This is a genomic window from Blastococcus sp. SYSU D00813, from assembly GCF_054050735.1.
This window is the reverse complement of record NZ_JBJGZX010000040.1, coordinates 1-24,898: the sequence shown is the minus strand read 5'-3', so window position 1 is coordinate 24,898 and position 24,898 is coordinate 1. Positions and strand designations below refer to the sequence as shown.

At 74.6% G+C, this 24,898-nt stretch carries 25 protein-coding genes and 1 pseudogene; 13 read left to right on the top strand and 13 right to left on the bottom strand.

Annotated elements, in window-relative coordinates:
• Window positions 1-9: 9 nt before the first annotated feature.
• From ACI8AX_RS20325 to ACI8AX_RS20310, 4 genes are all read right to left on the bottom strand, one after another.
• Window positions 10-582 carry a hypothetical protein gene (locus ACI8AX_RS20325; protein ID WP_456551674.1) on the bottom strand — a complete coding sequence of 191 codons (573 nt, stop codon included), beginning with the start codon at window positions 580-582 and terminating at the stop codon, window positions 10-12.
• 15 nt (window positions 583-597) lie between these two features.
• Window positions 598-1,746, bottom strand: a complete 1,149-nt coding sequence (locus tag ACI8AX_RS20320; protein WP_456551673.1) for a zinc-dependent alcohol dehydrogenase — start codon at window positions 1,744-1,746, stop codon at window positions 598-600.
• 114 nt (window positions 1,747-1,860) lie between these two features.
• A complete protein-coding gene (locus ACI8AX_RS20315) occupies window positions 1,861-2,475 on the bottom strand; it encodes an AAA family ATPase (RefSeq protein ID WP_456551672.1) in 615 nt (204 codons plus the stop codon).
• 341 nt (window positions 2,476-2,816) lie between these two features.
• Window positions 2,817-3,959, bottom strand: coding sequence for a DUF222 domain-containing protein (locus ACI8AX_RS20310; RefSeq protein WP_456551671.1), 1,143 nt, complete (start codon window positions 3,957-3,959; stop codon window positions 2,817-2,819).
• Window positions 3,960-4,180: 221 nt separating this feature from the next.
• Here ACI8AX_RS20310 and ACI8AX_RS20305 point away from each other — a divergent pair, with 221 nt between their 5' ends.
• Window positions 4,181-4,777 carry a hypothetical protein gene (locus tag ACI8AX_RS20305; protein WP_456551670.1) on the top strand — a complete coding sequence of 199 codons (597 nt, stop codon included), beginning with the start codon at window positions 4,181-4,183 and terminating at the stop codon, window positions 4,775-4,777.
• A gap of 6 nt (window positions 4,778-4,783) precedes the next feature.
• On the opposite strand, the gene ACI8AX_RS20300 is transcribed toward ACI8AX_RS20305, so the two are convergent.
• Window positions 4,784-5,701, bottom strand: coding sequence for an EamA family transporter (locus ACI8AX_RS20300; RefSeq protein ID WP_456551669.1), 918 nt, complete (start codon window positions 5,699-5,701; stop codon window positions 4,784-4,786).
• A 70-nt stretch (window positions 5,702-5,771) separates the two neighbouring features.
• On the opposite strand from ACI8AX_RS20300, the gene ACI8AX_RS20295 reads away from it, so the two are divergent.
• From ACI8AX_RS20295 to ACI8AX_RS20280, 4 genes are all read left to right on the top strand, one after another.
• Window positions 5,772-6,635: a LysR substrate-binding domain-containing protein gene (locus tag ACI8AX_RS20295; RefSeq protein ID WP_456551668.1), complete on the top strand. Its 864-nt coding sequence runs from the start codon at window positions 5,772-5,774 to the stop codon at window positions 6,633-6,635.
• 58 nt (window positions 6,636-6,693) lie between these two features.
• The gene (locus tag ACI8AX_RS20290) at window positions 6,694-7,209 is read left to right on the top strand and encodes a phosphate-starvation-inducible PsiE family protein (protein WP_456551667.1); all 516 of its coding nucleotides are present in this window, start codon (window positions 6,694-6,696) and stop codon (window positions 7,207-7,209) included.
• 156 nt (window positions 7,210-7,365) lie between these two features.
• Complete coding sequence (locus ACI8AX_RS20285) at window positions 7,366-7,947, top strand: PadR family transcriptional regulator (protein ID WP_456551666.1); 582 nt, start codon at window positions 7,366-7,368, stop codon at window positions 7,945-7,947.
• Window positions 7,944-8,231: a DUF2218 domain-containing protein gene (locus tag ACI8AX_RS20280; RefSeq protein ID WP_456551665.1), complete on the top strand. Its 288-nt coding sequence runs from the start codon at window positions 7,944-7,946 to the stop codon at window positions 8,229-8,231. The genes ACI8AX_RS20285 and ACI8AX_RS20280 overlap by 4 nt, the downstream gene beginning before the upstream one ends.
• A gap of 1 nt (window position 8,232) precedes the next feature.
• On the opposite strand, the gene ACI8AX_RS20275 is transcribed toward ACI8AX_RS20280, so the two are convergent.
• The 6 genes from ACI8AX_RS20275 to ACI8AX_RS20250 form a co-directional block, all read right to left on the bottom strand.
• Window positions 8,233-9,060, bottom strand: coding sequence for an alpha/beta hydrolase (locus tag ACI8AX_RS20275; RefSeq protein WP_456551664.1), 828 nt, complete (start codon window positions 9,058-9,060; stop codon window positions 8,233-8,235).
• Window positions 9,061-9,188: 128 nt separating this feature from the next.
• Window positions 9,189-11,105: a hypothetical protein gene (locus tag ACI8AX_RS20270; RefSeq protein ID WP_456551663.1), complete on the bottom strand. Its 1,917-nt coding sequence runs from the start codon at window positions 11,103-11,105 to the stop codon at window positions 9,189-9,191.
• Between the two features lie 68 nt (window positions 11,106-11,173).
• Window positions 11,174-12,238, bottom strand: coding sequence for an ABC transporter permease (locus ACI8AX_RS20265; protein ID WP_456551662.1), 1,065 nt, complete (start codon window positions 12,236-12,238; stop codon window positions 11,174-11,176).
• The gene (locus tag ACI8AX_RS20260; protein ID WP_456551661.1) at window positions 12,235-13,824 is read right to left on the bottom strand and encodes a sugar ABC transporter ATP-binding protein; all 1,590 of its coding nucleotides are present in this window, start codon (window positions 13,822-13,824) and stop codon (window positions 12,235-12,237) included. The genes ACI8AX_RS20265 and ACI8AX_RS20260 overlap by 4 nt, the downstream gene beginning before the upstream one ends.
• 76 nt (window positions 13,825-13,900) lie before the next feature.
• Window positions 13,901-15,142 (bottom strand): sugar ABC transporter substrate-binding protein, encoded by a 1,242-nt coding sequence (locus tag ACI8AX_RS20255; protein WP_456551660.1) that lies wholly within the window; start codon window positions 15,140-15,142, stop codon window positions 13,901-13,903.
• A gap of 103 nt (window positions 15,143-15,245) precedes the next feature.
• Window positions 15,246-16,190, bottom strand: a complete 945-nt coding sequence (locus tag ACI8AX_RS20250) for a LysR family transcriptional regulator (protein ID WP_456551659.1) — start codon at window positions 16,188-16,190, stop codon at window positions 15,246-15,248.
• An 84-nt stretch (window positions 16,191-16,274) separates the two neighbouring features.
• Here ACI8AX_RS20250 and ACI8AX_RS20245 point away from each other — a divergent pair, with 84 nt between their 5' ends.
• The 8 genes and pseudogenes from ACI8AX_RS20245 (at window position 16,275) to ACI8AX_RS20210 (ending at window position 23,146) form a co-directional block, all read left to right on the top strand.
• Entirely contained in the window at window positions 16,275-17,282 is a 1,008-nt protein-coding gene (locus ACI8AX_RS20245; protein WP_456551658.1) for a cyclase family protein, read from the top strand.
• A gap of 8 nt (window positions 17,283-17,290) precedes the next feature.
• A complete protein-coding gene (locus tag ACI8AX_RS20240; protein ID WP_456551657.1) occupies window positions 17,291-18,421 on the top strand; it encodes an FAD-dependent oxidoreductase in 1,131 nt (376 codons plus the stop codon).
• 96 nt (window positions 18,422-18,517) lie between these two features.
• Window positions 18,518-19,456: a VOC family protein gene (locus tag ACI8AX_RS20235; protein WP_456551656.1), complete on the top strand. Its 939-nt coding sequence runs from the start codon at window positions 18,518-18,520 to the stop codon at window positions 19,454-19,456.
• Entirely contained in the window at window positions 19,456-20,424 is a 969-nt protein-coding gene (locus ACI8AX_RS20230; RefSeq protein ID WP_456551655.1) for a fumarylacetoacetate hydrolase family protein, read from the top strand. Before ACI8AX_RS20235 ends, ACI8AX_RS20230 begins: the two co-directional genes overlap by 1 nt.
• A complete protein-coding gene (locus ACI8AX_RS20225; protein ID WP_456551654.1) occupies window positions 20,421-21,167 on the top strand; it encodes an SDR family NAD(P)-dependent oxidoreductase in 747 nt (248 codons plus the stop codon). Before ACI8AX_RS20230 ends, ACI8AX_RS20225 begins: the two co-directional genes overlap by 4 nt.
• Window positions 21,164-21,748: pseudogene (locus ACI8AX_RS20220) on the top strand (SDR family NAD(P)-dependent oxidoreductase); the annotation flags it as partial. The gene ACI8AX_RS20225 and the pseudogene ACI8AX_RS20220, both read left to right, overlap by 4 nt.
• 35 nt (window positions 21,749-21,783) lie before the next feature.
• Window positions 21,784-21,945 (top strand): SDR family oxidoreductase, encoded by a 162-nt coding sequence (locus ACI8AX_RS20215; protein WP_456551690.1) that lies wholly within the window; start codon window positions 21,784-21,786, stop codon window positions 21,943-21,945.
• Between the two features lie 22 nt (window positions 21,946-21,967).
• A complete protein-coding gene (locus tag ACI8AX_RS20210; RefSeq protein WP_456551689.1) occupies window positions 21,968-23,146 on the top strand; it encodes an alpha/beta hydrolase family protein in 1,179 nt (392 codons plus the stop codon).
• A 42-nt stretch (window positions 23,147-23,188) separates the two neighbouring features.
• Here the strand turns inward: ACI8AX_RS20210 and ACI8AX_RS20205 are convergent, their stop codons facing one another.
• Together ACI8AX_RS20205 and ACI8AX_RS20200 are read right to left on the bottom strand one after the other, a co-directional pair.
• Complete coding sequence (locus ACI8AX_RS20205) at window positions 23,189-24,235, bottom strand: acyl-CoA dehydrogenase family protein (RefSeq protein WP_456551653.1); 1,047 nt, start codon at window positions 24,233-24,235, stop codon at window positions 23,189-23,191.
• Window positions 24,232-24,898, bottom strand: a 667-nt coding sequence (locus tag ACI8AX_RS20200) for an acyl-CoA dehydrogenase family protein (RefSeq protein WP_456551652.1), incomplete at its 5' end; no start/stop codon positions are given. The genes ACI8AX_RS20205 and ACI8AX_RS20200, both read right to left, overlap by 4 nt.

Here is a 24,898-nt window from a genome sequence, read left to right as displayed (position 1 = left end):
GGCGGGGGCTCAGCCGCGGACGGCGCGGACCAGCCGGCGGGTGCCGAGCCAGGCAACCGCCGCGCCGGCCACCCACGGGCCGGCGACGAGGACCGGGTCGACCGTCTGGTGCCGGACGTCGACCCGCCCCCGGCGGGACGCGACCGGGTGCGCCGAGGCCTCGGTCAGCACGCCGGTCTCGGTGATCGGGTTGTCGGGCCGGAGCGTGGCGAGGGAGCGCAGGTGCGCGCCGGTCGCCTCGACCCGGTCGCCGGCGACCAGCAGCAGCCAGTGCGCGAGCCGGGCCTCGCTGAAGCGGGAGTAGGCCAGGCGGCGGATCGCCCCGGACACCCCGTGCAGCGGCTGCGCCGTCCCGAAGACCGGGGTGACGGCGGCGTGCTCGATGGAGTGCTCGCGCGGGCCGTGCCGCTCGGGCTGCTGGTCGGGGACCTCCCAGTGGGCGCCGGAGAAGCCCTCCTGCCACTGCAGCTTGGGCACCGACGGCCGGTCGGCGGGGTCGAGGTCGACGCCCCAGTACGGGATGCGGGCCTTGAGCTGCTCGGTGGTCTCGGGCAGCGGGGGCTTCTGCGGGGTGTAGGCCATGGTCGCTCTCCTCGCTCAGGCCGCGCCGGGCACGACGAGCGGCTTGATGCAGCCGTCGAGCTTGGCGGAGAAGACGTGGTACCCCTGGGCGACGTGCTCGAGCGGGAACCGGTGGGTGACCAGCTCGTGCGGGGTGAGGTGGCCGTTGCGGACGTGCTCGAACAGCCGCGGCCACTGCCGCTTGACCGGGGTCTGGTTCATCCGCAGCGTCAGCCCCTTGTTGAGCGCGTCGCCGAACTTGACCATGTTCGGGATCGGGCCGTACGCGCCGACCACCGAGACGGTGCCGCCCTTGCGCACCGAGTCGATGGCCCAGTTCAGCGCGATCGGCGAGCCGCCCTGCAGCTTGAACTTCACGCCGGTGAGGTGCTGCAGGAGGTTGCCGTCGGCCTCGGCGCCGACCGCGTCGATGACGACGTCGGCGCCGAGGTGGCCGGTCGTCCGCTTCATCTCCACGACGATGTCGTCGTACTCGGCGAAGTTGAACGTCTCGGCCGAGGCCCAGGAGCGGGCGACCTCGAGGCGGTACTCGAGGTGGTCGACGACGATGACCCGCCCGGCGCCCATCAGCCAGGCCGACCGGGCGGCGACCAGGCCGACGATGCCGGCCCCGAAGACGACGACGACGTCGCCCTCGACGATGTCGCCGAGCTGGGCGCCGAAGTACCCGGTGGGGACGGCGTCGGTGAGCAGGACGGCGTCCTCGTCGCTCATCCAGTCGGGGATGCGCACCGGCCCCACGTCGGCGAAGGGCACCCGCACGTACTCGGCCTGTCCGCCGTCGTAGCCGCCGGTGGTGTGCGAGTAGCCGTAGATGCCGCCGACCGCCGTGGCGTTGGGGTTGACGTTGTGGCAGTTGGAGTAGAGGCCGCGGGCGCAGAACCAGCAGGTGCCGCAGAAGATGTTGAACGGCACCATCACGCGGTCGCCGACCTGCAGGTTGCGCACCGAGGGGCCGACCTGGTCGACGACGCCGATGAACTCGTGGCCGAAGGTGTGCCCGATCCGGGTGTCCGGCATGAGCCCGTGGTAGAGGTGCAGGTCGGAGCCGCAGATGGCGGCGAGGGTGACCCGCACGATCGCGTCGTTGGGGTGCTCGATCGCCGGGACGTCCTTCTCCTCGACGCGGAGCTTGTACGGGCCCCGGTACACCATCGCTCGCATGGGCGGGGTGCCTCCTCTGACCGCGGGCGCCGCCCCGGCCGTCGTGCCTCCCGGCGTTGCTGACCGGCGTGCCCCGACCCTGCGCCGACGGGACCCGGCGTGCCACTCGAGGGGTCAGGGGCTGGCCAGGACCTCGCCGAGCGTGAGCCGGTCGGCCTCGGCCCGGCCGACGCGCAGGGCGTCGTCCCCGGCGGCGCCGAGCAGCTGCGGCCAGCGGGTGGCGTGCCGCGCCATCGCGCGGTCCGACAGCGACCGGCCGCGGGCGGTCTGCCCGTCCCGCGCCTGCGTGGCGGGCACGTCGAGCAGCACCACGTGGACCGAGCGGCCGGCGTCGCGGGCGGCGCCGAGGACGGCGGTCCGCCAGCGCGGGCTGGTCCACGGGTCGGTGAGGACGACGACCGGCGCCGGACCGGCCACCGCCCGGAGCACCCGCCACCGGTGGAGCAGGTGCACCGCCGGCCGCAGCAGCCGGTAGGGAACCCGTGCACCGACCCGCCGCACCCGCGCGGCGACGTCCTCGGAGTCGAGGCCGAGCACGTCCGGGCCGGCCACGCCGGGGTCGGCCACGTCCGGGCCGGTGCGGTCCCGCGCCGCGTCGGCGAGCCAGCGGCGCAGCAGGGTGGTCTTGCCGCTGCCGGGCAGGCCGCCGACGACGACCAGCACTCCCCCGGTCCGCGGCGCGCGCGGGGGCAGCAGCCCGACCGCTCCTGGCGTCGTCCCGTCCGTCATGCCGGCTCCTCTCGCCTGTGCGCTCAACGGTCCACGCGGCGCTTGCGATCCAGCCGGGAGCCACCTGGACGGGAGCTGTGAACGCGGGGCCGGGCCCGGCGACCCAGGGGCTCGGCAGCTAGGCACCCGCCGGTGGCCGCCCGCGCGATGCCCGGGCGGCTGGGCCGGACCGGAGTGCGGTCAGGCTGGAACGAGCGGGTCGCCTCGCCCGGAGGCGAGGTCGCGGTGGCGACCCGGTCGGGATCGCGGAGGTCGACCGGGTCGCCGGACCCCAGGTCGGTGCCGTCGAGCAGGTGGTCCCGGGTCAGGACGATCTCGGTGCCGTCGGGGCGGTAGGTGTGTCAGACGCCGTCGGCGTCGCGTTCGACGGTGTAGCCGTGGTGGACCTTGCCGTGGTGCCGTTCGCACAGCAGGCCGAGGTTCTCGAGCTCGGTCTGGCCGCCGAAGGCCCAGTGGATGCGGTGGTGGGCCTCGCACCACCAGGGCGGGGCGTCGCAGCCGGCGAACACGCACCCCTTGTCCCGCAGGTCCAGCAGGTGCCGCAGCGCCGCTGGCACGATCCGTACCTCCCGGCCGCGGTGTATCGGCTCCCCGTCGGGGCCCATCACGATCCGGGCGACGGTGGAGTCGCACGCCAGCCAGCGGGCGCGGGCGGCGGAGATCGTGGCGCCGAACCCCAGCTCCGCCGCGGTCTTCCCCGGCGCGGGGTCGACCAGGTCGTCGAGGTCGAGCACGGCGGCGATGCCGGGCTTGCGGGTGCGCTGGATCGGCACCGCCCCGGCGGCGAGGGTGAGATCGGCCCACTGCACGAACGCGTCCCCGCGCACCTGCGCGGGGCCGCGAACGTCGCCGGCGGTGCGGGAGGCCGCGGCCATCGGCTCGAGCACGGCTTTGACCTTCTCCCCACCGACGGGGTCCAGCTGGGCGATCAGGGTGACGGTGTGGTCGGCGTGGGTGACCATCTGCAGGCTGCGCTGCGTCTCCGGTTCCGGTTCGGGCCCGTCGGGGTCCAGCCGGGCCAGGTAGTCGGCGACCGCCCCTGCCAGCTTCTGGGAGGTCTGGGACACGGCGATCGTCGCGAGCGCCGCCTCCACCTCCCCCGCATCGATGCCCTGCGCGGCGGCCAGCGCCGCCGGCCGGGGCGCGACCACCTTGCTGATCTCGGTGACGTGCTCGGCCCCGATCGCTCCGGCCGCGAAGGCGGCCGCGGTGGCCGGCAGCAGGGCCAGCGCCCGCCCGCGGTGCACCAACCCGGCTGCGGCGTTGCCCTTGAGCCCGGCGTGGGTGCGCAGCCACGCGGCCATCGTCTTCAGCCCGTCGTGCTCGCACGCCGACCGCGCGTCGGCGGCCCGCACCACGGCGGCCAGCCGGGCGGCGGCCCGGTTCTGCTCGGCCACTGCCGCAGCGACCTCGGCCAGCAACTCCCCGTCGGACAACACGTGCAGGTCCACCCGGTCCGCATCTGGCGAGCTGTTCGAACACATGTACGGAGTCTAGCGGCTACGACCGGACTGCGCAGGGCGAATCCCCAGCTCAGACGCTTGTCCACAATCTTCTCGCCAGGCTTGCGCGGAATCCCGGTCGGCGTCCTCTCGCCCGGCTCGGCGATCCACAGGCGCGCCACGGGCCGGTGCCAGGAAGGACACAGGAACGCCCCTCAACCTCGGGTCAGACGGCCGGACGGACCGGCCGACAGGAGGACATCGTGCGCAAGAAGCTGATCATCGCCGGCGCCACCGGGGCGCTGACCCTGGCCGGTCTCGGCGTCGCCCTGCCCGCACTGGCCGACGACGAGACGACCACGGGAACGGGGACGTCGTCGGAGGACCGCATCCGCGACGCCCTCGCCGATCTGGTCGAGGACGGCTCCATCACCCAGGAGCAGGCCGACGAGGTGGCCACCACCCTGAGCGACGCCGGGTTCGGCGGCCACCACGGCGGCGGCCCCGGGTTCGGCCGGCTCGGGCTGTCGACGGCCGCCGAGGCCCTCGGCATGACCGAGGACGAGCTGCGGACCGCGCTCGAGGCCGACGACGCCTCGCTCGCCACCGTGGCCGAGGCGCAGGGCGTCGACGTCCAGACGCTCGTCGACGCGCTGGTCGCCGAGGCGACCGAGCGGATCGAGCAGGCCGTGACCGACGGCGACCTCACCCAGGAGGAGGCCGACGAGCGCCTCGCCGACCTGGAGGAGCGCATCACCGAGCGGGTCACCAGCACCGACGGCCCCGGCGGCTTCGGCGGCCCGCGCGGCGGCCACGGTCAGGGCGGCCCGGGTGGCGAGGGAGAGGGCGAGGGCGACTGACCGTCCTCACCGCCCGACCTCGAGCGGCGCCACCTCCCCGGGGGTGGCGCCGCTCGCGCGTGCGGCCCGCCCCGCGGACACCGTCCCGGTCACCGCCGCCACGTTGGCCAGCACGACGACGGCGATCCCGATCCACACGTGCGCGGCGAGGAACTGGCCGAGCAGCACCATCCCCACCAGCGCGGCCAGCACCGGGTGCACGCTCATGGCGACCCCGAACGCCCGCGGGGGCACGTACCGCAGCGCCGCCAGGTCCGCGGCGTACGGCACGGCCGACGACAGCACCCCCGCCGTCACCGCCGCCAGCAGCGGGGCTCCGCTCAGCCGGTCCTGCGCGGCCAGCACGACGAGCACCGGCAGGTACCCGACCGCGCACAGCGCGGAGGCGACCGCGGGCGCCTGGAGTCCCGGCAGCCGCGCCCCGGCGAGCCGGTTGAGCAGGATGTAGGCCGCCCAGCAGCACCCGGCCACGGCGCCGATCAGCAGGCCGGCGACGTCGCTGGCCGGGCCGGGCAGCACCAGCACGTAGACGCCGGCCGCCGCCACCACCGCGATCAGCAGGTCGCGCCGCGTGCGGGAGCCGGCGAGCGCGACCCCGAGCGGGCCGAGGAACTCCAGGGTCACCGCGAGCCCCAGCCCCACCCGGTCGATCGCCGTGTACAGCGACAGGTTCATGGTCGCGAAGACGACGGCCAGCAGCAGCACGGGCCACCACTGCGCCCAGGTCAGGCGCCGCACCGGCGGGCGCGCCAGGGGGAGGAGCACCGCCGCGGCGACCCACTGCCGCACCGCGACCACCCCCGGCGGGCCCACGGCGTCGAAGGCGTGCGCGCCCACCGCCGCGCCGACCTGGTTGCTCAGCGCGCTCCCGGCCATCGTCGCGAGGCCGCGCAGCCGCCGCCCCCTGGTCGCGTCGCGGAACACCCGGTCGAGTCTGGGCACCCACCGCCGTGGAGAGAAATGCCGATCCCGGCACCGGCGATACGGTCGGTGTATGGAACCGGAGGTCCGGCAGCTGCGCGTCCTGCTCGCGGTCGTCGACACCGGCACCTTCACCGCGGCGGCCGCTGCACTGCACACCACCCAGGCCTCGGTCTCCCGCACGGTCGCCGCACTGGAGCGGGCACTGGGCGCCCGGGTGCTGCACCGCACCACGCGGCACACGGTGCCGACCCCGGCCGGCGCCCGCGTGGTCGCGCATGCCCGCCGGGTCCTGGCCGAGGTCGAGGCGCTGCGCCGGGCGGCGCGGGAGGCCCGCACCGAGCTGCGCGTCGGCTACCCGTGGGCCGCGCTGGGCCGGCACACCACCCCGGTGCAGCGCGCCTGGGCGGCCGCTCACCCCGGCTCGTCGCTCGTGTTCGTGCAGTCCAACACCCCCACGGCCGGCCTCACCGAGGGGACGGCGGACGTCGCCGTCCTCCGCCGCGCCGTCCGTGAGCCCCGGCTGGCCACCGCGGCGCTCGGGACGGAGCGGCGCTCGGCCGCGCTGGCCGCCGACGACCCGCTCGCCCGCCGGCGCAGCGTGCGGCTGGCCGAGCTCGCCGAGCGCACCGTGGCCGTCGACGGCCTGACCGGGACGACGACGGAGTCGTTGTGGGCGCCTTCGGCCGGTCCCTCCACCCGCACGGTCCGCGGCGTGGACGAGTGGCTCACCGCGATCGCCGCGGGCGACGCGGTCGGCATCACGACCGAGGCGACGGCGGCCCAGCACCGCCGGCCGGGCGTGGTGTACCGGCCGGTCCGCGACGCCCCGCCGGTCGACGTGCGGCTGGCCTGGTGGGCGGCCGCTCCCCCGCCGGCGCTCGAGCCGTTCCTCGCCCTGGTCCGCGACCGCTACGCGGGCAGCCCTCACCCGTAGGGGTCGTACGCTCCGTCGACCCGTCCCGGGCGGAGGGCCCAGGCCCCACCATCACCGGATGACGACGCGGCAGCAGGAGGGCCGGCCGGGCATCGGCCGGGTCGGCACCCGCCTGCTCGAGTACGCCGAGAACGTCGTCTACGCCGGGATCGCGGCCTTCCTCGTGGTCACGGCCCTGGTCTGCCTCGCCCTCGCGGGACGGACGACGTGGCGACTGACCTCGGACTTCTCCGAGCAGCCGGTGCTGGACCTCCTCGACGTCCTCCTGCTGGTCTTCATCGTCGTGGAGCTGCTGTTCGCCGTCCGCACCACGGTGGAGAAGCGGGAACTGCTGGCCGAGCCCTTCCTGCTGGTCGGGATCATCGCCTCGATCAAGGAGATCGTGGTGCTGTCGGTCGAGTCGGCGAAGGAGGTCGGCAACGGCGCGCAGTTCACCGACCGGATCGTCGAGATCGGCGTCCTCGGCGTGCTGGTGCTCCTGCTCGGCCTGACCGCCCTGCTGCTCCGTCGCAAGGAGCGCGAGCCCGACGAGGGCGAGAGCGGCCCACCTCCGCCGGAGCGCCGCGCCGACTGAGGCCGCCCTCCTCGACCCTAAGCGTGTGCGCCGGCGCCGCAGGATCCGACCGATCCCGCGGCCCCGGCGCACACGCTCGTCGCAACCCTTGACGGATGACAGTAACGATGTATCGTTACAGTCATTCGATGAAACAGGAGGAGCACCATGCACCCCATGCGAGGACACGCCGGACACCCCGGCGCACGCTTCCACCACCCCCGCGCCGGCCGCCCGCCGTTCGGCGAGGGCGGCCCCTTCCGCGGCGGCCCGCACCACGGCGGACGGGGACGCCGCCCGCGCGGCGACGTGCGCACCGCCGTCCTGCTGCTGCTGGCCGACCAGCCCATGCACGGCTACCAGCTGATGCAGGCGATCGGCGAGCGCAGCGGCGGCCGCTGGACGCCCAGCCCGGGCGCGATCTACCCGACGATCAGCCAGCTCGAGGACGAGGGCCTGGTCACCGTCACCGCCGACGCCGGCCGCAAGCTGGTCACCCTCACCGAGGCCGGCCGGGCGCACGTCGAGGAGGTGCGCCGGACCGCGGCGGACCCCTTCGCCGGCGACGAGGCGGCGGGTGCCGGGCCCGACCTGCGCGGCCTGGTGGCCGGCCTGCACGGCGCCGTCAAGGAGGTCGCCCGGACCGGCAGCGAGGCCCAGCGCGCCGAGGCCGCGCGGATCCTGGCCGACGCCCGCCGGTCGCTGTACCTGCTGCTGGCCGACGGTCCGCAGGCCCCGGCCGACGGGGGTGCCGCGTGAGCGCCACCTCCCGGGCCGACGTCGCCACCTCGACCCCCGAGCGCTACGCCAAGCAGCTGGCCGCCCACCTCGGGCGGCGCAGCGCGGTCCGCGAGGAGGCCGACGGCACCCGCGTCGTGCTGGCGGTGGGCGACTGCCTGCTGCGGTCGCACGAGGGTCGGCTCGAGCTGCTCGCCACCGCGGCCGGTCCGGAGGAGCTCGAGCGGGTCGAGTCCGTCGTCGGCTCGCACCTGGAGCGGTTCGGCCAGCGCAACGAGCTCCGGGTCGTCTGGCAGCGCGGCTGACCTAGGCCGAGCGGTCCCGTCCGGCCAGCGTCCGGTCGAGGAACGCGGTCACGTCGGCCAGGACCTCGTCGGCGTTGGTCTCGTTGAAGACCTCGTGCTGCGCGCCGGGGTAGATCCACTCCTCGTGGCGGCCGCCGCCCAGGTGGGCGATGCCGGAGCGGCTGCCCTCCACCGGCACGAGCCGGTCGTCGGCACCGTGCACCCACAGCAACGGCAGGTCGCCGAGGTCGGGGCCGGCGTCGATCGCCGCGAGCGCCCGCTGCCAGGCCTCGAGCATCGGCCGCTTGAACGGCCCGTGCCAGACCAGCGGGTCGGCCTCGTAGGCCTCCCCCACCGCCGGGTCGCGGGACAGCGTCGTGCTGTCGAGCGGGACGTCGGGGATCTCCGGCATGCCCAGCAGCACCTCGACCGTGGCGAACTCCCCGACGACGGGCCCGGAGAGCACCAGCGCGGCCAGGGTGTCGCCGTACCGCTGCGCGTAGCGGGCGGCGACGAGCCCGCCCATCGAGTGCCCGATGAGGACGACGGGCAGGCCGGGGTGCTCCTGGCGGGCCCGCTCGTCGACGAGGTGGAGGTCGTCGACGACGGCCTCGACGTCGCCGAACACCACCCGCTCGCCCTCGCTGCGGCCGTGGCCCATGTGGTCGACCGCGTACACGACCGCGCCGTTCGCGACGAGCGCGTCGGCCACGTGCCCGTACCGGCCGATGTGCTCGCCGTAGCCGTGCGAGAGGAGCACGACGTGGCGCGGGTCGCCGTCCCCCTCCCAGGTGCGGGCGGCCAGCTGCCCGGCCGATCCGTCGAGCGTCCAGTCGCGGGACGTGGTCACGTGCACCTCCTCGTGCGGCCGCGCCCGCGGCCGGAGCCCATCCTGGCCGAGCCGGCGAGGGCGCGCGCTCCGGCAGCCCGGAGCCGGCGGGGCTCCCGACGGCGGTGGCGCCGGGAGCCCCGCTTCCGTCAACGCACCGGGTAGGCCGGGAGCCGGGTGACCGCCGTCATCCCGAACACCAGGCCGTTGGGCTGGGCGGCGTCGACGGCGACCCCCGCGTCGTTGACGACGTGTCGGATCCCGCCGCCGGCGTTGATGACACCGGTTGCCATCGACGCGAAGCGGACGCCGCCGGTCCGCGGTGCCTCGATGGCGCTCGCCACATGGACCTGCGGCCCGGACAGGGGACCCTGCGGCCCGAAGCCGGCGAGGAACAGGGAGTACATCGCGAGGCCGGTCGCCTGGTGCCGGCGCACCCCGGGTGCGACGACGTAGGCGGCATGGCCCTCCGAGGTGCCGTCCATCCAAGCAGCCTGGTTGGGGGGGTCGTAGGGGAACTCGCTCTGGTAGAAGACCGTCTGGCCTCGCTCGCCGTTCCAGATGACCTGCTCGCGCTGGTAGTGCTCCACGAACAGCCCGAGCGCGGTGACGTCGTCCCCGTTCACCACCAGGCCGTGATCGGCGCGGTTGACGTTCCACCCGGTGGTCCCGGGGAGGCCGTGGTCGCCTCGCCAGAGCCAGGTGTGGTCCAGCAGCACGTGGTCGCTGTTCACCTCGACGCTGGTGGTCGCCTGACCCGAGCGCGGCCCGCCGACGCGGACGAACAGGTCGGTCAGGGTGGTCGGGTCCATGGCGTGGCCGACCTGCCGGTTCCCGGTCCCGATGCGGACGAGGACGTCGGTGCTCGGCCCGGCGTCCACGGTCAGCCCGGAGACCACGACGCCGTGGACGTCGCCGACCTCGAGCGCGGTCGTGCCGGCGGCCGGCGCGAGCGATGCGTAGCCCAGCCCCATGACGACCGTGTCGGGGCGAGTGACGCGGATCGGCTCGTCGAGCGCGTAGACGCCCGGCGTCAGCATGAGGTGCTTGCCCGAGGCGAGCGCCGCGTTGATCGTCGCAGCGGAGTCCGACGGCTTCGCGATGAAGAACCGGTCGATCGGCAGGACCTCGCCGTCGCGCCGTCCCTGCTCCCAGTGGGTCCCGGACGTGTTGTTCCGCGCCTCCGGGACGAACACGGCGTAGTCGTCGCCGTCGACGAACAGGTACGGCGCCTCCCGCGACACCGGCGTGGCGGGCAGCGTGGTCATCCCGCCGGTGCCGAAGTCCGTGGCGGGGGCTCCCCGCACGCCGGAGAAGACGTAGTTCACGCCCCACCCGTCCCAGGCGCCGATCTGGCTGTCCCGCGTGTACCACTGGGCCTGCGCCGGCTCGACCTGCGTGTCCCCGCTGATCACTGCGCCGTCGACGCGGCTGTTGGCCATGTAGGTGCCGAAGGCGTTGGCGCCGTACCGGCCGGTCAGGTCGAGGTCGCCCTGGATGTGCACCCGCCGCAGCGTCGCCGCCTGGGACACCGCCCAGCGCATGGTGTGCGGCTCGGCGATGCCCTCCGGGTTCGGACGCGCCGCGTCCGCGCCCACGGGCCGCTGGATCGGGTTGATCGTCATGTTGCCCAGCGAGCGCCAGAAGTTCGTCAGCGCGCTGCTGCCGCGCGACGTCTGCTGCGGTTCGACGTGCAGCGCGCCGTTGATCACGACGTCCCCGGGAGAGGCGCCGAGTCCGTGGATGGCGGTGTAGTAGCCGACCTCGGAGTTCACGATCCCCGGCGCGGTCGCCGGGTCGTCCTCCCCCGCGGCGCTGCCGTACGTGCCGGGCAGGAAGAACACGGCATGCCGGTCGCTGCTCATCTCGGCTGTCGCGGAGATGCCCTGCAGGTAGGCGTTGATCTCCTCCACCGGGGTGTCCGGGGCGAAGATCTTGACGTTGGGGCCGAAGTCCGGCGTCGACGGCGCCTGCGCGACGGCCGGCGCCACGCCGGAGAACGTCAGGGCTCCGGCGACGCCGATGGTCGCGACGGCCAGGAACCGTCGCCTGGTGGCTGGGGGCACGTACGTCCTCCTCGATGAGGTACTCACGCGGGACCGGCCCGGCGGACGAGGTGCCGGGCCGGGGGCTGTCAGGTGGTGCGGACGCCGCGGCTGCGGCCGAGGTAGTGGGACAGGCCGACGGCGACGAGCAGGGAGGCGCCGTTGAACACGGGGCTGACCCAGGTGCTGGCGCCGGCGAGGGTGAGGCCGCTGACGCTGACGGAGACGAACAGGACGCCGATGAGCGTGCCGACGACGTTGAAGAACCCCGGCCGCACCGCGGTCGCCCCCAGGAACGCCGCGGCCAGCGCGGGGAACAGCAGCGTGGTGCCGGGGTCGGCGGTGGCCGAGCCGGACCGGGCCAGCGCCATCACGCCGACCACCCCGGCGATGGCCCCGGCCAGGACGAACGTGCTCCACACCGAGCGCTGCACCCGGATGCCGACCAGCGCCGCCGAGCGGGGGTTGGAGCCGATGGCGTGGAGGCTGCGCCCGAACGGGGTCTGGGCCAGCAGGTACCACAGCAGCAGGGCGACGACGGCGACGACGTAGACCACCTGCGGGACGCCGAGCAGCGTGGTGGAGCCGAACTCGGCCAGCCGCGGGTCCAGGCCGGCGAGGATGGTCTGGCCGCCGGTGTACCACTGCACCAGCCCGCCGAGCAGGGTGGCCATGCCCAGGGTGGTGACGAAGGCGTTGAGGCCGAAACGGGTGACCAGCAGGCCGTTGACCGCGCCGACCAGCACGCCGACGCCGATGCCGGCGGTCGCGGCCAGGCCGAGCGGCAGGTCGTGGAAGCTCATCAGCCCGGCGGTGAGCACGGTGGAGGCAGCGGCGGTCGCGCCGAGGGAGAAGTCGAAGTAGCCACACACCAGCGGCAGCACCACGGCCAGGGCCAGCAGGGCGACGGTGGCGTTGTTGCCCAGCAGGACGCTGACGTTGTCCTGGGTGAGGAAGGTGTCGGAGCTTGCCGGCAGGAAGGTGAAGAAGGTCCCGACCGCCAGCAGCAGCAGGAGCAGCGCGTGCCGCTCGAGCAGGCCAGTGACCCCGCCGTGCCCGCCGGTGCGCGGGCTCGCCGGCGCAGCCGCGGTGTCGGTGGGCGCGGTCTGGTCGGTGGCCGGGGACGGCACGGGTGGGGTGTCGGTGACGCTCATCGCGGTGCTCCAAGCAGTTCGCCGGCCGGGTCGGCGGCCGTGCTCTGGGTGAGGGCGGTCAAGTGGTCAGGAGTGAGGTCGGGCCCGGAGACCTCGGCGGTCACCCGCCCGTCGGCCAGCACGACCACGCGGTCGCACAACGTGGCCAGCTCCAGCAGGTCGGAGGAGGCGACCAGGACCGCACAGCCGCGGCCGGCCGCCTCGCGGACGGTGGCGTAGATGTCGGCCCGGCTCATCACGTCCACGCCCTGGGTGGGCTCGTCCAGCAGCAGCAGCGCCGGGTCGCGCTGCAGCCAGCGGGCCAGCACGACCTTCTGCTGGTTGCCGCCCGACAGCGACGCCAGCGGCACCTCCGCCGAAGGGGTACGCACGCCGTACCGGGCGACCAGCCCGGCCGCGTCGGACCGCTCGCGGCGCCGGTCCATCCCCCACGGGCGCCAGTACCGGCGCAGCACCGGCACGCTGAGGTTGTCCCGGACCGTCAGCCCAGCGAACGCCGCCTCGCCGCCCCGGTCCTCGGGCACCAGCGCGACGCCGGCGGCCATCCGCCCGGGGACGTCGCCGGTGGTGGTCACACGACCGGCCGTCCCGCGGACGGTCACGGTCCCCGCCGCCGGCCGGTGCTCGCCGAACACCGTCCGCAGCAGCGAGCTGCGCCCGGATCCCACCAGCCCGGCGACCCCGACGACCTCGCCCCGGCCGACGGTCAGGTCGACCCCGCGCAGCGGGCCGCCGCGCAGACCGCGGACCGAGAGGACGGCCTCCGACTCGTCGGCGGACGCCGCCGGCGGTCCTCCGGCGGTCCGCCCGACCGTCTCGTCGGCGGTGCGCGCCGGCGGCGCCCCGGTCATGTGCCGCACGAGCTCCCCCTCGGAGGGCCGCTCGGCGACCAGCGCGGCGACGGTCCGGCCGTCCCGGAAGACGGTGAAGTCGTCGCAGACCGACAGCACCTCGGGCATCCGGTGGCTGACCATCAGCACCGTCTGCCCGTTGTCCGCCCGCCGGCGGACGGCGTCCAGGAGCACCTGGGACTCGTGCTGGGGCAGGGTCGCCGTCGGCTCGTCGAGGACCAGGACCAGCTGCCGGTCGGCCTCCTGGTCCTGCAGCGCCCGGCAGATCGCGACCAGGGTCCGCTGCGCCGGGCGCAGCGCGGCGACCGGGGTGCGCGGGTCGGCGTCGATCTCGTAGGCGGTCAGCAGCCGGGCGACCCGGGACTGCAGGCTCCCCCACCGCACCCGCCGGGCGGGCCCGGTCGGGTAGCCGGCGTCCAGGGCGAAGTTCTCCGCGATCGACAACTCGGGGAACAGGCCGAGGTCCTGGTGCACGAAGCGGAGCCCCGCCGCCCGGCCGGCCTTGGCGTCGTAGTGCGCGGCGTCCCACTCCTGCCCGGCGACCTCGATCCGCCCGGCGTCGGCGCGGTGCACACCGGCCAGCACCTTGATGGTGGTGCTCTTGCCGCAGCCGTTGCCGCCCACCAGCGCGTGCACGGTGCCCGGCCGCAGCGCCAGGTCGGCCCGGTCGAGAGCCAGCGTCGCGCCGAAGCGCTTGGTCAGCCCGGTCACGCGGAGCACGGCGTCGCTCGTCATCGGGTTCACGTGGGTCCTCCCCCTGTGCCGCTGGCCGCCCCTCGCGGGGCGGCCAGCGGGTGGTGCCGGACGTCGGTCAGAGACCCCAGGCCTCGCGGTAGGCGGCCTCGAAGTCCACGCCGCCGGTGAAGGGCTGACCGGCCTCGGGCAGGTTGTTCTCGGCGTCGACGACCTGGAAGCCGTCGCCCTGCACCTGGGGCTCCTCGCCGTTGAGCACGCGGATGGCGGTGTCCACCGAGCCCCAGCCGCCCCACTCGATCGGGTAGCCGACGACCGCGTCGAGGCCGGCGTCGCCGCGGATCGCGTCGTAGCTCGGCGTGACGGGCAGCGCGGCGATGACGCTCAGGTCGGCGGACCGGCCGGAAGCGACCACCGCCTGACCGAGCCCGGCGTTGAGCACGCCGCTCACCGGGACGAAGACCGCGTTCGCGTCGGGCGCCTGCAGCAGTGCCGTGGAGAACTTCTGCGGGAGGGTGCCGCCGCCGACGTCGGAGTTCGAGTACTCCAGCGTCGAGACGATCTCGCACTCCGCGCAGGTCGCCATCTCGTCCTCGAACCCCTGCGCCAGCCACGGACCCCACAGCGGGTCGGTGAACACCAGGTGCAGGACCTTCGCCTGACCGTCGGTCCGGCCGATGAGCCAGTCCGCGGCGAGCTTGCCCTGCAGCTCGTACAGGTCCTGGGCGGAGACGCCCTCCAGCTGCAGGCGCTCGCTGGCCCACAGCGCCTCCCCGCCGACGGAGTCGCAGTCCGCGCCACCGCCGCCGACCACGGTCACACCGGCGTCGCGCGCCTCCTGGAACGGCTGCTGGATCGACGGGCAGTCGATGCCGACCGGGATGATGACGTCGGCGCCGGCGCTGACCGCCTGCCGCACACAGGTGCCCCACCCGTTGGGGTTGAGCTGGCCGTCGCAGACGTTGACCGTCCAGCCGACGGTCTCGGCGGCGTCGACCGCGCCCGCGACCGGCGCCGCGCAGCTGGGCACCTGCTCACCGCAGGAGACGACCCAGACCTCGACGTCCTGCGGCGGCGTGGTCGCGGTGGTCGGCGGGGTGCCGAGCTGTCCCTCGTAGGCGACGTCGAGCAGTTCCTGCGAGTCCGAGGACACCGATCCGCCGTCCCCGCTCCCGGAGGCGGACGACCCGGAGCCGGAGTCGGACTCGACCTCCGACGGCGAGCTGCAGGCGGACAGGACGACGGCGAGGGCGATCCCCGCGACGGCGCCGAGCCGGGTGCGGCGACCGCGGCCGGAGCCCGAGCGCGGGCTCCCGGCGGCGGGGCGGGGGTGGTCGAGGGCGTGCTCCAGCACGGGCATCTCCGTTGATGGTGGGCGCCGGACTCGGTGACCGGCGTCACTGGCGGAGAAGTGTGCGGAGACGTCGCGGGATCAGGGAACGCGAGATTGCTGATGATCGGCATCAGCTCCGTCTATGCCGCTGCCCTCCGTCGAGCTGCTCCCCGACGAGATGCGCGGCGCGTGCCACCAGGTCGCGGAACCAGGCGTGCTCGGGGTCGCGGTCGTGCACCGGGTGCCACCACATGGCCTCCACCAGCGGCCCCAGCTCGAACGGCGGCGCCAGCGCCCGCACCCCGACGTCGAGCGGCAGCAGGCGGACCAGCCGCTCCTGCAGCAGCGCGATCCGGTCGCTGCCGGCGACCAGGCCCGGCACGGTCAGGAAGCTCTCGGTGACCACCTGGACGCGCGGTTCGATGCCGAGCTGGCGCAGCTGCCGCGCGGCCGGGGTGGACGCCGTCGGCCCGTGGTAGGTCGCCACCCACGGGAGCGTGCGCAGCTGGTCGACGGTGAGGTCCTCCCCCACCTGTTCGTTGTCGGCGGAGACCACGATGACCCACCGGTCGCGGTGCAGGTCGGCGTGCGGCAGGTCGATGACGAAGCCGTGCGGGATCACCAGCAGGTCGGTGTTGAGCAGCGTCTGCTCGGCGGAGTCCACGGCGCCGGGCGTGTTGTGCGCCAGCCGCAGCCGCGCGTGAGGTGCCTCCTCGGCCAGCAGCTGGGCCACGGTGTCCCCCAGCACGGCCGCGCCGTAGTCGCTGACCAGGACCGAGAACTCGCGGGTGGACTCGACCGGGTCGAACTCCGGCTGCGCCGTGAACACCCGCTCGATGCCGTCGAGCGCCAGCCGCACCCGCGGCTTGAGCTGAGCGGCCAGCGGGCTCAGCCGGTAGCTGTTCCCCACCCGGGACAGCAGCTCGTCGCCGAAGTGGCGGCGCAGCCGGGCCAGCGACGCCGACAGCGCCGGCTGGCTCAGCCCCAGCTGCTGAGCCGCGCGGGTGACGCTGCGCTGCTCGAGCAGGGCGTCCAGCGAGACCAGCAGGTTGAGGTCGAGGTTGGCCAGGTTCACCCGACGAGGCTATCCACGGCGTCGATGCCCGGCATCATCCTTTCGGTCTTCCCTGATACCTGAGCGCAACCGACGGTGGACGGCGTGACGCACACCACCGCCGATGTGCCGGCTCTCGACCGCACCGACCCCGAGGGCGCCATCGCCACCGCAGCCAAGCGGTGCTCGAACTGGGGCCGCTGGGGCGCCGACGACGTGCTCGGCACGCTCAACTTCCTCACCGAGGAGAAGCGGGTCGAGGGCGCCCGCCTCGTCCGCCGCGGAGTCAGCTTCTCGCTGTCGCAGGCGTTCGACATGGACGGGCCGCAGAAGGGCTGGCGCCGCCGGACCAACCCGGTCCACACGATGCTCGACACCGGCACCGACGCCGAGCGCGGCGTGCAGGGCTTCCCGCACGGCATCGGCGGCGCCGACGACGTCGTGGCCATGCCGCTGCAGTGCTCCACCCAGTGGGACGGCCTCGGCCACATCTTCGACCACGGCATGGCGTGGAACGGCCGCCGCGCCGGGGACGTCGTCACCAGCCTCGGCGACTCCGTCACCGGCATCGAGACCGCCGCCGCGCACATCGCCGGCCGCGGCGTCCTGCTCGACGTCGGCCGCGCCATCGGCACCGACGGCGAGCTGCCCGACGGGTTCCCCATCACCGCCGACCACCTCGAGGCCACCATCGCCGCCCAGGGCGAGTCCGCCCGGGTCGGCCGCGGGGACCTGCTGCTGGTCCGCACCGGGCAACTGACCCGCGCCCGCCGCTCCATCGCCGCCGGCACCGGCTGGGGCGACTACGCCGGCGGCGCCGCCCCCGGCCTGAGCTTCACCACCGCCGACTGGCTGCACGCCTCCGAGATCGCCGGCATCGCCACCGACACCTGGGGCTTCGAGGTCCGCCCCAACGAGTTCGACGTCGCCTTCCAGCCGCTGCACCAGGTCGCCATCCCCAACATCGGCCTGTTCCTCGGCGAGATGTGGGACCTCGACGCGCTCGCCGCCGACTGCGCCGCCGACGGCCAGTGGGACTTCTTCCTCACCGCCGCCCCCCTGCCCGTGACCGGCGCCGTCGGCGCCCCGGTCAACCCCATCGCCGTCAAGTGAGGGAAGCCGTGACCGCTGTCAGCACCGTCCTCGTGGTGGGGGCCGGCCTCGCCGGAGCCGCCACCGCCATCCGCCTCGCCGAGGCGGGTGCCGCCGTCGACCTGGTCGAGATCAAGCCCGAGACCACGGCGCTCGGCTCCGGCATCACTCTGCAGGGCAACGCGCTGCGCGAGTTGCGCACCCTCGGGGTCTGGGAGCAGGTGAGCGCCGCCGGCTACGCCTTCGACGTCACCGGGATCCGCGCGCCGGACCCGACCGGGACCGTCGTCGCCGAGATCCCCGACGCGAAGACCGGCGGCCCGGACCTGCCCGCCGTCATGGGCATGCCCCGCCCCGAGCTGGCCCGCATCCTGGTCGACCGGGCCACCGAGGTCGGCGTGAAGGTCCGCTTCGGCACGACGCACACCGAGCTGCACCAGGACGACGCCGGCGTGGACGTCACCTTCTCCGACGGCTCGACCGGCCGCTACGACCTGGTCGTCGGCGCGGACGGACTGCGCTCCTGGACCCGCCGCGCGATCGGCATCGAGCTGGACACCAAGCCGGTGGGCATGGGCATCTGGCGCGCGTTCGGCCCGCGACCGGCGAGCGTCACCCGCACCGACCTGTACTACGGCGGGCCGTCGTTCATCGCCGGCTACTGCCCCACCGGCGAGGACTCCCTCTACGCCTACATCGTGGAGCCGGCCCAGGACCGCTCCACGCTCACGCCCGACGAGCAGCTCGCCACGATGAAGGAGCTGTCGCAGGCCTACCACGGTCCGTGGGACGAGATCCGCGAGACGCTCACCGACCCGGCCCGCGTGAACTACACCTGGTTCGAGACCCACGTGCTGCCCGCGCCGTGGAACCGCGGGCGGGTCGTGCTCATCGGCGACGCCGCGCACACCTGCCCGCCCACCATCGCCCAGGGCGGCGCGCAGGCCCTCGAGGACGCCTACGCCCTCACCGACCTGCTGCGCACCCGCGAGGTCCTCGACCAGGACCTGTGGGACGCCTTCACCGAGCGCCGGTTCGAGCGGGCCAAGACCGTCGTCGACGCCTCCAACCAGCTCGCCCAGTGGCAGCTCGACCACGTCCAGGGCGACATCCCGGGCCTCATGCGCTCGATCGCCGTCCTCACCTCCCAGCCCGCGTAACCCCCGACCTCCCTGCCGAGATCTGCACACTCGACGCCATCAGCGCCTGATGGCCACGACTGTGCAGATCTCGTCGCGAACCGACGGAGCACCCACATGACCCAGCGCCTGATCACCCACCTGCGGCACGTCGACCTGGCGGTGCCCGACCTCGCCGTCCAGCGCGAGTTCTTCACGAGTACCTGGGGGCTGAGGGAGGAGCACACCGACACCGGGCTCTCCTTCCTCGCCGCCGAGGGCTCCCCGGAGAACTACGTCGTCCGGCTGCGGGAGTCGGCCGACAAGCGGATCGACCTGATCGCCTTCGGCGCCGCCTCGGCCGCCGACGTCGACACCCTCGCCGCGCAGTTGGCCGCCGACGGCGTGCAGCTGGTACACGAGCCGCGCGACCTGCAGACCCCCGGCGGCGGCTACGGCTTCCGGTTCTTCGACAACGAGGGCCGCACCGTCGAGGTCAGCTCCGACGTCGCCGTGCGCGAGCACCGCGCCGTCGAGGAGGGCGAGTCCATCCCGGTCCGCCTCTCGCACGTCGTCATCAACTCCGCCGACCCCGAGGCCACCGTCGCCTTCTACGAGAAGCACCTGGCCTTCGCGCTGTCGGACACGCTCATGCACCCGCGCATGGGGAAGATGATGTGGTTCCTGCGGACCAACGCCTGGCACCACAGCCTCGCCATCGCCCGCTGCCCGCACCCCTCGCTGCACCACGCCTCCTTCGAGCTGCGCGGCATCGACGAGTACATGCGCGGCACCGGCCGGCTGCTGCGCGGCGGCGTGGAGAAGATCTGGGGCCCGGGCCGGCACATGGCCGGCAACAACACCTTCAGCTACTTCCTCGACCCGCACGGCAACACCGTCGAGTACACGACCGAGCTGGAGGTCCTCGACGAGGACACCTGGCACCCGCACCTGTACGACTTCACCCAGCCCGAGGTCTCCGACCAGTGGGGCACCGCGAACGCGATGAACGAGTTCGTCGCCCAGCGCTCGTTCAACGACCCCGACAAGGGCCTCTTCGTGGCCCCGCCGGTCTGATGCGGTTCGCCACCTGGGAGGCCGGCGGGGTGGTCTCCGCCGGCGTCGTGTCGGACGCCGGGCTGCACGCGCTCCCCGCCCGGACGACGGTGCTCGACCTCGTCCGGGCGGGGCTGCCCGCCGCGCTCGAGGCCGGCGCCGCCGCGCTGGACGGGCCCGCGGTGCCGGTCTCCGAGGTGCGGCTGCTGCCGCCGCTGGAGGCGCCGACCGTGCGGGACTTCGTCGCCTTCGAGGAGCACGTCGAGGGTGTCCGCAAGGCCATCGACGGCGTCGCCGGCGTCGTGCCCGAGTGGTACCAGGCGCCGACCTTCTACTTCACCAACCCCTACGCGCTCATCGGCGCGCACGACGACGTCGCGGTGCCCCCGGGCTCGCAGCGGTTCGACTTCGAGCTCGAGGTCGCCGTCGTCGTCGGGCGTGACGGCGCATCCCTCACCCCCGAGCAGGCCCGCGCGCACGTCTTCGGCTACACGGTGCTCAACGACTGGTCCGCCCGCGACCTGCAGGCCCGGGAGATGAAGGTCAACCTCGGCCCGGCCAAGGGCAAGGACTCCGCCACCACCCTCGGCCCGTGGCTGGTCACCGCCGACGAGCTCGAGCCGTACCGCGACGACGACGGGTTCCTCGCCCTCGACCTCCGGGTCAGCGTCAACGGCGCCGAGATCGGCCAGGACCTGCTGTCCAACATGGGCTGGCCCTTCGAGGAGCTCATCGCCTACGCCTCCCGCGGCACGCAGGTGCGCGCCGGCGACGTGCTCGGGTCGGGCACCTGCGGCAACGGCGGCTGCCTCGCCGAGCTCTGGGGGACCCGCGGCGAGTCCGCCCCTCGCCCGCTGCAGGTCGGCGACGTGGTGGAGATGACCGTCGAGGGCATCGGCACCATCCGCAACCGCGTCGTCGCCGGCGTCGGCCTGCCCCCGGTCGCACCCGCGCGTCCCCGGCCGCGCACCCGGAAGCGCCCGGCGTGAGCGCGGCCGGCAGGGTCGTCGTCGTCACCGGCGCCGCCCAGGGCCAGGGCGCGGCCGAGGCCCGGCTGCTCGCCGCGCAGGGCGCGACCGTCGTGGCCACCGACGTGCAGGAGCGGCCGGCCGAGGACCTCGGCGGCGCGGCCTACCGCCGGCTCGACGTGACCGACGCGCCGGGCTGGGCCGCGCTCGCCGCCGACCTGGAGGCGCGGCACGGCACGGTGCACGGGCTGGTGGCCAACGCCGGGATCACCTGGCGCGCCCGGATCACCGACCTCGACCCGGCCGACCTCGCGCGGGTCGTGGACGTCAACGTCACCGGCACGCTGCTCGGCATCCAGGCGCTCACCCCGCTGATGACCGCCGGCGGCTCGATCGTCGTCGTCGGCTCGGTCGCGGCGCTGACCGGGCACTACCCCGCCGCGTACACCGCCTCGAAGTGGGCGCTGCGCGGGCTGGCCAAGGCCGCGTGCCTGGAGCTCGGCCCGCGGGGGATCCGGGTCAACACCGTGCACCCCGGCTACGTCGAGACGCCGATGACCGCCTCGGCGGCGCCGGCGTTCCGCGCCGCCAACGTCGCCGAGACCCCGCTCGGCCGCACCGGCTCCGTCGACGAGGTGGCCCCGCTGGTGGCCTTCCTGCTCTCCGACGGCGCCTCCTTCATCTCCGGCGCGGAGATCCCCGTCGACGGCGGGATGACCGCCCACGGCGGGGTCAAGTCGATCAGCGACGCGGTGCGCGCGTGAGCGGGCGGCTGGCCGGGAGGGTCGCCCTGATCACCGGCACCGCGGGCGGGCAGGGACGGGCGGCCGCGCTGCTGTTCGCCGCCGAGGGCGCGGTCGTCGTCGGCACCGACGTGGACGCGTCCGGAGCCGAGGAGACCCTCGAGATGGTCCGCGCGGCGGGCGGGGTCATGGACAGCACCCACCCGCTCGACCTCGCCGACGAGGACGGCGTCCGCGCGTGGGTCGACGACGCCGCGAGCCGGCACGGCGGCATCGACGTCCTCTACAACAACGCCGGCGCCACCCGCTTCTCGCCGATCGCCGAGACCTCCTACGCCGACTGGTCGTTCGTCCTGCGCAACGAGCTGGACATCGTCTTCCTCGCCACCAAGCACGCGTGGCCGCACCTGGTCGCCCGCGGCGGCGGCAGCGTCCTGCTGGTCGGCTCGACCGCCGGGATCACCGGGTCGCTGACCAACGCCCGCATCGCGCACACCGCCACCAAGGGCGGCGTCGTCGCGATGACGAGGCAGCTGGCCGCCGAGGGCGCCGCGCACGGCATCCGCGCCAACTGCATCAGCCCCGGCATGATCCGCACCCCCGCCACCGAAGGCGACCTGCTGGCACCGGCCACCCCATGCGGACCATCGCCCGCGCCATCCCGCTCGGCCGGATCGGCGCGCCGGAGGAGGTCGCCCGGTGCGCCCTCTTCCTCGCCTCCGACGAGGCCTCCTACGTCACCGGCGCCAACCTCGTGGTGGACGGCGGCTGGTCCGCCGTGCTGCCCGGCGCCTGCTGAGCACCCTGCAGAGAGGAACACCGTGTTCGAGTACTTCCCCACCGGGCCCTACACCTGGAACCTCAGCGTCGTCGCCACGCTGAACTCCGGCGGGCTGATCGACGAGGTCGACCGCGCCTGCCGGCCGATCAAGGACGCCGCGAACGCCGGGGAGGACGCCGGGACGCCGGAGTTCCTCCGCGCCTGGACCGCGCTGACCGACCAGCTCGTCGCGCAGGCCGAGGACGCCGAGAAGCGCGGGCACACCCGCACCGCCGGGCAGCTGTGGTTCCGCGCCAGCAACTACCTGGCCCAGGCCGAGCGGATGCTCGCCCACTCCGACCCGAACCGGGTCCCGACCTACCGGCGGATGCTGGAGATCGCGCAGAAGGCGTTCGAGCTGCACAGCCCCCGGGTCTCCCGGGTCGAGATCCCCTACGAGGGGACGACGCTGCCGGCCTACTTCAGCCAGGCGCCGGCCACCGACGACGGCCCTGCGCCGGTGATGGTCCTGGTCAACGGCCTGGACTCCACCAAGGAGCACATGTACGCCTCGAACCACTGGGAGGAGCTGGCCGCCCGCGGGATCTCCTGCCTCATGCTCGACCAGCCCGGCACCGGCGAGGCGCTGCGGCTGCAGGGGCTGACCGCCCGGATCGACACCGAGGTGTGGGCCGGCGCGGCGGTGGACTGGCTCGAGACCCGCGAGGACGTCGACGCCGCCCGCATCGGCATCGTCGGCTGGTCGCTGGGCGGCTACTACGCCCCCCGCGCCGCCGCCTTCGAGAAGCGGCTCGCGCTCTGCGTGGCGTGGGGCGCCAACCACGACTGGGGGTCGGTCCAGCGCCGCCGCAAGGAGCGCGAGGGCGAGCGCCCCGTCCCCCACTACTGGGAGCACGTCCTGTGGGTGTGGGGCGCCGACGGCGACGAGCACCACCTCGACGCCTTCCTCGGCCTCGCCGACGACGTCCACCTGAACGGCGTCGTCGAGCAGATCACCGTGCCGTTCCTGATCGCACACGGCGCCAACGACCGCCAGATCCCGCTGGAGATGGCGCACCGCTCCTACGACCAGGCGGTCAACTCCCCCAAGCGCGAGCTGCGGGTGTTCACCCCCGAGGAGGGCGCGACCGAGCACATCGGCCTCGACCACCTGCCCCACGTCAGCACCTTCATCGCCGACTGGGTCGCCGACACCTTCGCCGAGCTCGCCGCCCGCTGACCCGCGGGGGCGCCCCGCCCGCCGGCCGGGCGCCCCCGGTGTTCAGACCGTGCGGGTCAGCGCGCTCCACAGGTGGTCGCCACCGCCGGCGACCAGGCCGGCACCGAGCACCGGGGCCCAGGTCGCCTCGCCGCCGGCCTCGTCGCGCCACGACCAGCAGCGCCGGGTGAGGTGGTGCAGCCGGTGCTCCTGGGTGAAGCCGATCGCGCCGTGCACCTGGTGGGCCAGCCGGGCCACGACCTCGACCGCGGCCCCGGCGCGGACCTTGGCCGCGGCGGCGGCGAGGACGACGGACTCGCCCCGGTCGAGCGCCTGGACGGCGGCGTCGGTCAGCGCGGCGACCGCGGTGACCTCGCCGGCCATCTCGGCGAGCTCCATCTGGATGGCCTGGAACTTGGCCAGGGGGCGGCCGAACTGCTGCCGCTCGCCGGCGTACTGCACCGTCCAGGCCAGCACCTGCTCGAGCGCGGCGGCGATCTGCAGCGCCCTCGCCAGGGCGTAGCGGGCGCGGAACGCCTCCGCCTGCTCCACGGTCAGCCGCGCGCCGGTCGCCGGGGTCCCGTCGAACGTCATCGTCCCGCGCGGCTCGCCGGCGAGGTTCGCCGCGGCGGTGACCGGCAGCCCGGCGGCGTCCACCAGGGCCAGCACCGGCGCGTCGGCCGGCCCGGCGAGCACCACCACCCACGAGGCGACCCCCGCGGAGGGGACGCCGGCCGCGGTGCCGGTGAGCACGTACCCGTCACCCTCGGCGGTGGCCGTGACGTCGGGGGCGACGGCGACGGTCAGCGGCTGCTCGACCGCCGGGACCGCCAGACCGGCGGCGAGCAGCGCGGGCGCGGCGACCAGGAGGTGCTCGGCCACCGGCACGGCCGCGGCTCCCGCGGCCAGGGTGCGGACGACGGCGACGGCGTCGGCCGGCTCCCCGCCGGAGCCCCCGGCGTCCTCGGGCACCCCGACCCCGGTGAGGCCGGTGTCGACGAGGGCCTGCCACAGACCCTCGTCCCAGGGCCGCTCCGGGGTGAGCACGAACGGCTCGAACGACCCCAGGATGTCCCGGACGGTCTCGACCACCAGCTCCTGGTCGCTCATCGCAGGCCCAGTCCTCTCGCCACGATCCCGCGCAGGATCTCGTTGGTGCCGCCCCGCAGGGTGTAGCCGGGCTGGTGCAGCTGCGCCTCGGCCAGCGCCCGCCCCAGCGGATCCGGGGAGTCCAGCGACGCCGGCACGTCGACCACCTTGCGCACCTCGTCCACCACGTCGGCCTCGAACGTCGTCCCCACGTCCTTCACCAGCGCCGCGGGGATGTTCGGCAACTCCCCCCGGTCCAGCGCCGCGGCGATCCGCAGGCTCAGCTGCCGCAACGCCAGCAGCCGCGCCGAGAGCCGGCCCAGCGTGGCCAGCTGCGCCGCGTCCTGGGTCTTGGCCGCCCGCCGGCCGAACTCGGCCAGCAGCGGATAGGTCGACAGGAACCGCTCCGGCCCGCTGCGCTCGAACGCCAGCTCCGCGGTCACCTGGTGCCAGCCCGCGCCCTCCTCCCCCAGCAGCATCCCCGCCGGGACGACCACGTCGTCGAAGACCACCTCGTTGAAGTGGTGCCCGCCGTCCAGGATCCGGATCGGGTTGATGCTGATCCCCGGCAACGACAAGTCGATGAGCAGCTGCGACAGCCCGGCGTGCCGGTTGGCCGGATCGGCCGGGGAGGTGCGCACCAGCACGATCCCGTAGTGGGAGTGGTGGGCGTTCGACGTCCAC